The sequence below is a fragment of the Rhodohalobacter barkolensis genome, assembly GCF_002834295.1.
Lineage (GTDB): Bacteria > Bacteroidota > Rhodothermia > Balneolales > Balneolaceae > Rhodohalobacter > Rhodohalobacter barkolensis.
In genome coordinates, this window is sequence record NZ_PISP01000001.1 from 157,538 (window position 1) to 168,915 (window position 11,378).

Genomic DNA, 11,378 nt, shown 5'->3' on the forward strand with positions numbered 1-11,378 from the left:
ATCGGACATATTATTTAAGATTGAATAGAACCTTCGGTAAATTATGGCTGACTTGGTAATTACCATTCAATAAGTACTAGACTGAAACTGTTCTTGGTGCTTTCTCAAATAAACCTTGTTACCGTCATGTAATCTCTGCAATTTTTCATTTCCGTTAACACCAATTTTCAGAAAAGAGTCTCTCATTATTTGATCAGATAATAAAATCTTACCTTTTTCGTCGAACGTAATCAAATGTCTATCAAATAAAGCATCATAAGTTGGGGATAAGAGAATTCCATTATCAACATCCAAACGCTCTTCATCAGTCGAATTTTTCCATGGCACGATATGCGAAGCAATTAATATTCTAGGATCATCAAATTTTGTAACTGCGCACTTGTATCTCCATCTGTGAAGTATGCTTTTGCGGTAAGCCCCTTGCCCTACTCTACTTGTCACTAGTCCTTTACGTTCAGTTGTATCAGGTAAATCAAACTCTTGTACGAATAACGGCTCAGTATAAGTTCTAAAACTATCATCCAATTTAGGAAGATTTAGATCTACTCCTGCTCTTTTGAAAAAGAACTTAATAGCTTCCCTTTGTTTTCCTTTTCTATCATGTGTGGTAAAAAAATCCACATCGAGTAGTTCAAGTTCTGTTTCAAAACGAACGTAACCTTTTTTAACATACTCAAATAAAAAAACTCGTTTACCATTTTCGAGGTGGTTTTTGAGGGCTAAATTACCTCTCGTAAAGTCCATGTCACCTACTTGACCTTCCCCCGTGTAACTAAACACATCCTCATTTTCCCAAGCATCACGGTAACCATGTTTTTTACCCTTAGAGCCACTGAAGATAAATATATAGGGATAATTGGCACAAGGTGAAATGCCGCTTTGTCGGCTACCTCCATATTCGTCATGAATGGTAGATCTTTTATAATTAACTCCTGGTATGAAAGGTAGTTTTTGCAGAAGGTTTAAAACTATTTTTTAAAGTTTGACTGAATGTAATTCTAGGACTTATGCATTCCAAATGATTTTATTTCATTTAAGTACGAAAAAAGCATTTATAAAATAATTAGCCTTTTGCGTTTTCAGTAAGAGATTAGGGTGATGATATGAAAAGCCTAAAGACTAAAATTTCGTTTTGTAATTCAAAAATCTCTCAAGAGGTACATAAATGGGGAAGAAAATACCTCATAACATTAGATTATTATTTTTCTTTTAAGAAGAACTATTTTTAACTAAAATTAACAGCAAAAAGTCATTATTAAAGACTTATAAAACACTATCACCAAACATTACCCATACATCACCCACTCATCACAAATCAGATTTGATGCGGATAGGGGTTTCCTCGTATATTAAAAGTGTTATTCTAAAATCAAAGCCCACCTGACGAATAACGCTCCACAAAAACTGATTCCGGGGATAGCTGTGTCTGCCTTTAGAGTGAAATGTGAAAAGGACCTACTTCGCTGAAGCTTCGTTGGCCTGGCAAAAGGCAAAAATTTAAATAATGGATGTGTATGTATGACAGATGACCCGGAAATGGTGAATTTTGATTTTGGTACATAAAAGGTTCTCGACAGTCTCGACCTGATGAGTATTGGAAATGGAATTTGGTGCTTGGTATTTGGAGATTGGGATTTGGAACTTGTGGCCTGTGGCCTGCAACCTGGAGCCTGTAGCTTGTGACCTGGTTGATAGAGAAATCAATACGCAGCGGAGCTGCGGGGGCTGTCGTCTTCGGAGCAGAGCTCCGGACGAGGAGATGGTTTGAATATCGAATGATGAATGTTGAATTTCGAATTGTGACTTGTTGCCTGCGGCCTGCCGCTTGAGGCTTGGAAAGAACTCGTCAGGCGAACCGTCGCAAAAAACACGACGGAATTCGACAGACGAGGGTAGCCGCTTAACCTGAACTACGAATGACCGATGGACGAACGACCGAATCACCGATTTTTTTGAATATCGAATATCGAATATCGAACGCCGAATTTTGAAGTTGGGATTGCTGCCTGCAACCTGAAACTTGCCGCTTGCTAAGCGAATAGCCGTTTCTTTTTATTATACCTTTATAAATTCATTCAAATCTGATTTTAGGATGTATTCAATTTCTCTAAAATTAGATCTATCCGTTTCGCAAAAGAGAAAACCGAACATATGATAGTCCGCAACGTTCATTTTCCTCAGCTCAATGGGATGTTCGAAATGTTGAAGCAGCTGATCGTAGTCAAATGATTTTATTTCGTCCGGTTCATACCCGGTTGTATTGTCTAATACTATGATGCTGTAAAGTTTGTCGTCCCTGCCGCTTAAAATGGTTTTCCAATCCGGCTTTTGCTGGTTGAAGAAATATTCAATGGAATTAAAACCATACGAAAGATACGTTGAGTCTGCCGTAGTACACCAGCCACCGAATCGCATTGGATTAACTTCTATAGGAAAGAGTTTTCCGTCTTTTGTAATTCTTACTTCAACGTGAAGGGGGACGTTTTTCAAATCGGCAGAATTGCCAAGCATGTCAAGAAACTCCGTGAATGGTCGTAATTTTTTATTGATTATTTCGCCCGAAGAGAGATAAACTCTATCGCTAACATCATCCTCACTTGAAAAAAAATGTTTGAAAATATTCAATACCACCGGTTCACCGTTGCTGCCGAAATACGCATCAAATGCATATTCATCCCCTTCAATGTATTTTTCAACAATAAAAGCCCCGGCATTTAAAACAGAAGCCGGATATAATCTGCTTACTTTTTCAATTTCGTTCTCAACCTTTCGTACTTTTTTATTCCACTCTTCAACCGAATAAATCTTATGAACGCCCACGCTTAAGAAACCGACCTTTGGTTTTAATACTACAGGAAATGGATAACCGGAAGCATCCACTGTAAGGAGATCCTCCAGTTTAATTTCTTCAAAAAAGTAGTCCGGATAATATTTATTCAAAAAGCGGCGGAAGCGTACTTTGTCTTTAAAGAGATCAATGATATCGGGGAGTTTCGTTTTTTGCAGATTTTTTTCGATCCAATCAATGGAGTTTTCCGAATTTGTGTAAACCTTGGGAAACTCGTTCCTCTTAATAATGTCCTTTGCTTCTTCACTATTCATGAGAGGCAACCTGCCGCCCAGATTCAATTCCTCTTTCGATGAAAGTGCTAATGCCGGATAGCCGTTTTCCAGGATCGTATGTTGAAGGAAATCGGAAACGTAAGGTTTGTCAAGAAGTATCATTAAAAACGATTTAAATGGGTAAAAAGTAACCTGTTCGTATTTAGATAAAATTATGAATTAATTATCACTTTATATGAATAGGTTTCTGGGTTCAGGGTTCAAGGTCTAAGGTGTAGATGTTGATGCCTAAATACGGTTGGGCAAAATTCCCCTCCTCTGGAGGAGAGGTCTGAGGGGTGGTGGTTTTTTGAATCGTAAATCGTAAATCGGATATCGGATATCAAAAATCGCATATCCTATATCGTCTTTCAGGGTTTCTCGCGGAGTTGCACTGAGTACGTCGCCGAGTTTCGCTGAGGAATTTATGAGTCAATCTGCTTACGAAGATCTGCCTGCGGCGCGGTGGGGAGCAGGGTTCGATCTCAATACTTTATACGCTGCGCTTTCCTATCAGGAATCCTGTCATCAGTCGGTGAGCGGAGACAGGGTCCTGACCGAAGGCCGTGTCTTTCGGCCGGAGCAGAAGGATCTGGAGCAGACGTTGATGTTTGAATGGCGAATTACGATGGACGAATTTCGAATTGTGATTTGTTGCCTGAGGCTTGGAAAAACTCGTCGGGTCTATCCTCAGTATCCCGAAAACCTTCGGGAGAAGGAGGACTAGAACCGTCGCCAAAACATGCCGGAATTCGACAGACGAGGGTTCTTGGCAAGCTCCCCGATGTGAACTGCGATTGACCGAACGACGAACGACCGATTTGAGAATGAGTGCCAGTTATTGAGTAATGGCATAGCCATGAAACATATTATAGCCCATCAATTCATTGATGGGTTTAATGGCAACCCCCATTTCCCCGCCGAACAGAGAGTGTGGCTTGAAATATTGGTTTTTGTTGAGGCGTTTCCATCACGTTTTGGATTTGACCAAATCCCGTTCAAAAAGTGGTTAAGACGTATTGTGCAGCGGAGCTGCAGGGCTGTCGGCGGAGCAGAGCTCCGGACGAGGGGATGGTTTGAATATCGAATGATGAACGCCGGATTTCGAATTATGACTTGTTGCCTGCAACTTGAAACCTGCAAACCGCTTGTTATCGGAATAGCCAGCTGTTATCTTCCATTCAGCATCAAGAAACCCCGATAATCGGGGTTGCCAACCGACCTGCTCGGGCACGGTGGTTCAAACGATGTGGGATCACGGATCCAAAGCAACGAGTCCCGTCTTTTCCGCATCTGATCTTGATGTACGTATCACACAACCGAACCGAAACCGTACATCAAACGATACAGATCTTATGAAACAGTCAAAAAATAACCATAACGGAGAATCGTCCGGCAATCAGACCAATGACCCTCTGAGTTCTACACTTTCTGAAAGAGAGCGAAAAACCCTTCATAGCTCCTATGTTCAGGCGGGCATCAAATGGATGGGGATGTTGCACGGAATTTCATCAGCCGTGGCAGAGATGAAGAACGGCCTGCTGGTGGTCACCGTCACCCTGCCGGAGAGCTATTCAAAACCGGTGAAGGATGAGATGTTCATCCGAATTCTGAAGAACTGCCGGGAATGGAACTGCCTGGAGATGGAACGCCGGATGCGCCGACTCTACCTGATCGTGTATAGCGATAAGGGCAAGGCGGGGTTTATGGTCAGATCCGATGAAATGGACAACGAAGAGTTCGTACAGCGTGCACGCGAAATCCGCGAGTTTGGCAAAACCCGAAAGCTGCTCTACGACAGGATTTATGAGAGGGAAGAGGTGATGGGGATGTGATGATAACGGCGAGATGCTAGATGCAAAAAGTGAGAGGGAAGCGTGAGACGTTGGTGTTTGAATGTCGAATAACGATGGACGAACGCCGAATTGTGATTTTTTTGGTTAACCCTCGTCCGGAGCTCTGCTCCGCGGACGACAACTGGCAGCTCTGCTGCATGATAGTCCGCCTCAATTCTGATTTGCACTCCAAACAAGGCACTCTGTTCGGCGGTTGAGATGTTTGGATCTGTTTACATTGGTGTCTCACCCCTCCGAGGTTGTTTATTTTTTATAAGTAGATCAAAAACGGCCTTGAGAAATCAGCGGAAAAAGTGAGCAGACAGAAGGCGAAAAGAAAAACTCACCTGCCTCCACCGTCACCCTGAGCCCGCCTGCACCGTGGTTTCGGAGGGCAGGCTTGTCGAAGGGTCTCCAAAATAATAGCAACAAATGTAGAGATCCTTCACTACGTTCAGGATGACATTCAGGGCTTAATTTTTGGGTTGCTTTTGTACCTGTCCGACTACCGGCGGATCAAGCCAAAAGTAACAGGGGGATGAGTTTGAAATAAGATTTTAAGTCTATCGCCTCAATTCTGTTTTGTAATCCAAACCAAGCTCTCTGTTCGGCGAGGAGATGTGTGTCTCTGTTTACCCTGGGTTTCGCGAAGCTCCACCCAGGGCTATTGATATTCCACCCCCTCCGGGGTTGTTTATTTTTTATAAGTAGATCAAAAACGGCCTTGAGAAATCAGCGGAAAAAGTGAGCAGACAGAAGGCGAAAAGAAAAACTCACCAGCCTCCACCGTCACCCTGAGCCCGCCTGCACCGTGGTTTCGGAGGGCAGGCTTGTCGAAGGGTCTCCAAAATAATAGCAACAAATGTAGAGATCCTTCACTACGTTCAGGATGACCATATCGTCATTCTTCTCCTTAATGCTTTCGGGAGAAGAATCTCCCGGTGTTGACTTAATGGGATGGAGATCCTTCACTACGTTCCCCGAAAAAGAGTCGGGACGCAACAGGATGACATTCAGGCCTTGCCTGCGACCTGCTGCCTGCGACTTGCCGCTTGAGGCTTGAAAAACTCGTCAGGCGAACCGACGCAAAAGCACGCCTGGATTCGACAGACGAGGAGATTTGAATATCGAATGTCGAATAACGAATGACGAATTTTGAATAGTTTATCCTGATTAAATGGAAAAGGCAATTCCGGTATGTCAATTCTGTTCAGCTAAGTAGCTCCCCTCCATGTCACGTGCATTTTCGTGAAAGGGAGGGGCTGGGGGTGGGTTGTCCGAACTGATGGTGGGCTGTTTTTGTTGAGCTCTCAATACGATACGAATGGAAACTCAACAAAGAAACCCTTGCCTACTACTACAACATCCATCCTTTTAACCAGTTTGTTATTTGCTATGCTCTTTCCAGGTTTTGGGGCAGAGCTAAAGAGTTCTGATACTGAAAAGAACGATACAGAACAGGTCCTAATAGATTTCAGTGACACATCGGTGGCCGCTTGGCGGATTGTAAATGACAGCGTAATGGGAGGGATTTCAAGAAGCACACTTGAGCTGCATCCAGACGGATATGCCCTGTTCAGGGGCACGGTATCCCTGGAGAATAATGGTGGATTTGCATCAGTCCGCACACGGGCACAAACACCGGTGGACCTGTCAGGCTTTGAGGGATTGTCTGTTCACGTGTTGGGGGATGGAAAAATATACAGCTTGAGGCTCAGAACCGTAAAAAACGGACGGCTGACGCGCTACTCCTACGAGGCGCGTTTTGCGACCACGGCAGGGGAGTGGGAGACTCACGAAATGGCATATAGCGATTTCAAGCCGGTATTTAGAGGGAATGCAGTTCGCGGCAATCCGGAGTTGAACCCGGATGCGATTCTGGAGATCGGGTTTATGATTCAGGATGGACAAGAGGGTCCTTTTCGTCTGGGGGTGCAAAGGCTGAGCGTGTATTAATGGGGGGGGCGGATCAGCATTAATGATCAAATAATCTTTTGTGAAGAATTTTTTTGAATGATATGAAGCAGTCATTGGGTAGCTATAAACTAATATTATGTTATATCATCAAACATTAGTTGTATATAAAATAGCCATTCTCAAATTCATTTGATCTGAATAGGGTAATCATCGTACATTGAAAGTGTTATTCAAAAATCAAAGCCCACCTGACGAATAACGATCCACAAAAAACTGATTCCGGGGATTGCTGTTTCTGATCCAAGCGTTTGCCCGGCAGATTGAGTTTGTCTCAATCCAGAATTCCTCGTTCGGAGCTCCGATCCGCCGACGAAAGTGAGTAGCTCCGCTGCATATAATATCCGGTCTGACCTTGTGCAAAGGGATGCCTGACTCGTTGATGTTTGTTTTTGAATAATGAATATGTGTGAGAACCGCCTCAATTCTGGTTTGTCCTCCAAACTATTCTCTCTGTTCGGCGGGGAATGTATGGTGCCCTGTTTCCCCGGGTTTCGCTTTGCTACACCCGAGGCTATTGATATGTCACCTCTGCGGGGTTGTTCTTTTTTGATAAGCAGATGAAAAACGGCCTTGAGAAATCAGCGGAAAAAGTGAGCAGACAGTAGACGAAAAGAAAAACTCACCAGCCTCCAACAGAATCTGAAATCGGAATAAGGGATTAACAGGCCTTGAGTTTTTCCGGATCTAGGCTGAGAACGTCGATGATTTCTCACAGCCCTGCCTTCCGAAGCTTCAGCGCAGGCAGGCTTGATTTTTTGGTTCGTTTTGTTTCAAGACAAAATGAACAGTGGATAGAGGTTTGAAATGAGATTTTAAAACAAGCGTCCCAATTCTGTTTTGCACTCCAAACAACGCACTCTGTTCGGTGAGGAGGCTTGTTGATCTATTTACCCCGGGTTAAAAACCGGGGCTATTTGTGTGCTGACCCTGTGGGACAGTTTAATAATTTGCAGCAATTGTGCAGGTAAATAGCTCCCCTCCATGTCACGTGCATTTGCGTGAGAGGGAGGGGCTGGGGGTGGGTTATGATGCAGCGGAGCTGCAGGTTGTCGTCGACGGAGCTGAGCTCCGGGACGAGGAGATGGTTTGAATGCCGAATTTCGAATTATGAATGTCGAATTGTGATTTGTTGCATGCCGCTTGAGGCTTGGAAATACTCGTCAGGCGAGCCGTCGTAAAAACACGCCGGAATTCGACAGACGAGGGTTTTCAACGGTTGGTGGCTTTAAAATATCCATCCGGGCGGTATTCGCGCGGGGTGAGATCGGCCAGCCGGTGGAAACCGAGATATCCCTGCTGAATGGCGCCATAGGGTTCTACAACTTCGCCGGATGGGTCAACAGTGATGGATCGTTCATTGAGTTCCAACCAGGAAACCTGCGACCAACCCGGACCCCTGTTCCGTTCGTTTGTCCACTCCAGATAGCGCCAATCTTCCTCCTCACGCATATAAACGATCTCCAGTGATCCTGAAAACCGCACCTCTTTCAGGTACTCCTTTTCAGCCGGGCGGACAATGTCCTCAGCGGTTACCTTAAATAGATTATTCGTATCCCCGGGAAACATCGGTTCCCAAACTCTGTACATGTGAAAGCCCTCTTCTTCAACGCGGTCTTCCAGCACCGACAGCCAGAAATGCCTCATCGACCCGTGAAATGCCTTCAGCCTGTTGAATTCCCATAGAAATTTTTGTGTGGGATCGGATGGGGTCATCTCTTTAAACAGCGGTTCTCCATCCCAGTAAGTGGTATGTCCTGTGTGTTTGAACTCGAACAAGTAGTAGGTTATCTCATAACCCAATGATTTATTTACAATCTCAAGGGGTGCCAGCGCCTCCGCTTTTAATCGTCCCCAGAAGTTGGTATCAAAGCGTAAGACATCTGGATTGAGGATGAACACCGAATCGGCATTTTCGCTCATGCCGAGGAATAATTCTTCAAACCGAGCCAGGTTTCTCCGCCATTTTTTACCCAGGTCATCCACATTAATTTCATCCATTTCATACACTACAGGTTTCAGGTTCAGGTCGATGGTTAACTGATCTCCCGGCTCAACATCCACATTGTAGACCATCCGTTCATACCCGATCATGGTGACAATAATCCGAAAGGAACCGATTGGAATACGCCTCAAGGTATATTGGCCTGAACGATCCGAATAGGTGCCGAGCTTGGTGCCTGATAAGAAGACGTGCGCTCCCTGCAGTGGCTGTCCGGTATCGGTATCAACGACCTCTCCCTTAACAATAGCCTGGGCGCGCAGCAGATCTGTCAATCCAAAAAAGAAAAGAGTGGTGGTTAGAAATATGAAAATGACACGGCGCATGGCATGAACTCCGTATAATCCGGCATTGATTCCTGAACGGCAACATTCATAAATAAACGATCGGTGTTATCATTTTCAATAGGGAGTTTTTGATAGTTTTTGTACCTGTCCGACTACCGGCGGATTAAGACAAATAGTAGATTGAATATTTTTAGATGAGATTTTTGAAGCACCGCCTCAATTTTGTTTTGAATTTCAAACCGATCCCTCTGTTCGGCGTGTATATGGGCGCTTCATTCTTACCCGGGTTAAAACCCAGCCTGTCCCGACGTATTTGGTCGGGAGGGCTATTCATGTCCTGTCCCTTTGGGACAGGGTTGTTATGCAGCGGAGCTCTGGGACGAGGTAATGGTCGGAATTCGGCAGGTGAGGATGTCGTATATCGTAAACCTAATGCTGTATAACGCATCCAGGGTTTTTAAGGCCGTTTTAATAACCATACATTAAAAATCACAATAATTAATGTATGTTTGGTTTTGTTACCCTATTTTAAGGTCGGATTTGCTATCATATATTAAAAAACAAAGAAATTAATGCCAAAAGAGCAGCTCTACCCGGTCAACCCCGATCGTACAAAACCCTGGAATGATCTTCCGGAACTCCCGATTGCCCCGACTCTCTACCGGGATGTGGATATTTATGAGCAGCTGGGCTTGGCAAAGGAGGCCCTGGCGCTGCTGGCTGGACGAAGTATTGCAATTCCCAACCCCGGTATGCTCATCAACTCCATCACCCTGCAGGAGGCGAAGGTATCGAGTGCCATTGAGAATGTGTTTACGACCGATGATGATCTCTACAAGGCGCTCAGTGATTCCAAAGCGGATGGTAAAGCACCGGCCCCGGCGAAGGAGGTGCTGCGCTACCGTGAGGCTTTGTGGGAGGGATATCACTATTTGGAGGAGAACGGTGCATTTGACCGGGACTATTTTATCCGGCTCTATCAGATTATCCAAGAGAGCGGCGATGAAATCCGTCCGCCATTTGCCAGAACTTTTATACGGATGGGGGGTACCGGTCCGAACACAGGAAAGCCAGCCTACACCCCGCCCCGGGGCCAAGGGATAGTGGAGGCCAGGCTCGACAACCTTATCGATTTCCTGAATGATGAGCAGTCACAGCCCGATGATGTTCTGCTGAAGATGTGCATTGCCCATTACCAGTTTGAGGTGATTCACCCGTTCCGGGACGGCAACGGACGTGTCGGCCGTATCATGAACCTGCATATTATTACGCGGCATCATCAGTTGGATCTGCCCATTCTCTATTTGAGCCGTTATATCCTGGAGCACAAACAGGATTATTATGAATACCTGGCGGGGGTATCTCAGCAGGGCGACTGGAAGAGCTGGTTTCTCTATATGCTGAAAGCTGTGGAGTGGACTTCACGGCTCACCCTGCGCAAGGTGAATGATATCATCGAAAGCAAGGAGGAGATACTTGACGTGCTGCGCAGTCAGACGGATGTCCGCCGGCCGGAGGATCTCGCCGAAGCGATCTTTACCCAACCCTATATTAAGGTTAACCATCTGACCGATAAAGGCGTTTATGCAGAAAATACAGCGCGAAATTACTTGAATGAATTGGCGGATTTACAAATTCTGGAGAAAAAAGAGATCAAGGGAAAGCACTACTATATTAACCCGGCATTGGTGGAAATTCTGTCGTATTGAGCAAACTGTCATATTATTCAAAAAGGTGAATCGTCAATTAGTAATTACATCATTCATTCGGTAATGGTAATTGTAGCGGAGCTGCTGGGGTGTCGTCGCTGGAGCGGAGCTCCGGGACGAGGATATGGGAATGATGAATTGGGCGAGTTTGGGATTTGCTGTTTTGGTGCTTGCGTCCTGCGGCTTGAAAACTCTTCAGGCGAACAGCCGCAACTGCACGCCGGAATTCGACAAACGAGGAATAATCGAATAATGAATTGTGAAGTGTAATATTCAGATGGGTTAGAGCCGACTATCCCGGAGGGATAGAATGTGATTAGCCCTGGGTGAAGTGAAACGAAACCCAGGGAATAGAGGCCAACCAAAATTTTCCGCCGAATAGAGGGATTGGTTTGAAATACTGGGTTTTGTTGAGGCGGTTCCATAACGAATTGGGTTTGACTAAATACCGTTCGAAATGTGGTTAAGA

General features: G+C 44.9%; 9 protein-coding genes and 1 riboswitch. Of the genes, 6 read left to right on the plus strand and 3 right to left on the minus strand.

Annotated elements, in window-relative coordinates; genetic code table 11:
* Nucleotides 1-66: 66 nt before the first annotated feature.
* Together CWD77_RS00625 and CWD77_RS00630 are read right to left on the minus strand one after the other, a co-directional pair.
* Nucleotides 67-972: an SRA domain-containing endonuclease gene (locus CWD77_RS00625; RefSeq protein WP_476705521.1), complete on the minus strand. Its 906-nt coding sequence runs from the start codon at nucleotides 970-972 to the stop codon at nucleotides 67-69.
* A gap of 1,083 nt (nucleotides 973-2,055) precedes the next feature.
* On the minus strand, nucleotides 2,056-3,225 hold the full coding sequence (locus CWD77_RS00630; RefSeq protein WP_101071260.1) for an ATP-grasp domain-containing protein: 1,170 nt from the start codon (nucleotides 3,223-3,225) through the stop codon (nucleotides 2,056-2,058).
* Between the two features lie 304 nt (nucleotides 3,226-3,529).
* Here CWD77_RS00630 and CWD77_RS00635 point away from each other — a divergent pair, with 304 nt between their 5' ends.
* From CWD77_RS00635 to CWD77_RS00650, 5 genes are all read left to right on the plus strand, one after another.
* Nucleotides 3,530-3,829 (plus strand): hypothetical protein, encoded by a 300-nt coding sequence (locus tag CWD77_RS00635; RefSeq protein WP_101071261.1) that lies wholly within the window; start codon nucleotides 3,530-3,532, stop codon nucleotides 3,827-3,829.
* A gap of 132 nt (nucleotides 3,830-3,961) precedes the next feature.
* Entirely contained in the window at nucleotides 3,962-4,306 is a 345-nt protein-coding gene (locus CWD77_RS00640; protein WP_101071262.1) for a hypothetical protein, read from the plus strand.
* Nucleotides 4,282-4,383, plus strand: a riboswitch (SAM-I-IV-variant riboswitch). Its footprint overlaps the gene before it by 25 nt.
* Nucleotides 4,384-4,457: 74 nt before the next feature.
* Nucleotides 4,458-4,937 (plus strand): hypothetical protein, encoded by a 480-nt coding sequence (locus CWD77_RS00645; protein WP_133120139.1) that lies wholly within the window; start codon nucleotides 4,458-4,460, stop codon nucleotides 4,935-4,937.
* Nucleotides 4,938-5,826: 889 nt separating this feature from the next.
* Complete coding sequence (locus tag CWD77_RS15505; RefSeq protein ID WP_165779039.1) at nucleotides 5,827-6,000, plus strand: hypothetical protein; 174 nt, start codon at nucleotides 5,827-5,829, stop codon at nucleotides 5,998-6,000.
* A gap of 284 nt (nucleotides 6,001-6,284) precedes the next feature.
* Nucleotides 6,285-6,893, plus strand: coding sequence for a CIA30 family protein (locus CWD77_RS00650; protein WP_133120140.1), 609 nt, complete (start codon nucleotides 6,285-6,287; stop codon nucleotides 6,891-6,893).
* Nucleotides 6,894-8,123: 1,230 nt separating this feature from the next.
* On the opposite strand, the gene CWD77_RS00660 is transcribed toward CWD77_RS00650, so the two are convergent.
* Nucleotides 8,124-9,239 (minus strand): carboxypeptidase-like regulatory domain-containing protein, encoded by a 1,116-nt coding sequence (locus CWD77_RS00660; protein ID WP_101071266.1) that lies wholly within the window; start codon nucleotides 9,237-9,239, stop codon nucleotides 8,124-8,126.
* Nucleotides 9,240-9,772: 533 nt separating this feature from the next.
* Here CWD77_RS00660 and CWD77_RS00665 point away from each other — a divergent pair.
* A complete protein-coding gene (locus CWD77_RS00665; RefSeq protein ID WP_101071267.1) occupies nucleotides 9,773-10,909 on the plus strand; it encodes a Fic family protein in 1,137 nt (378 codons plus the stop codon).
* Nucleotides 10,910-11,378: the final 469 nt, after the last annotated feature.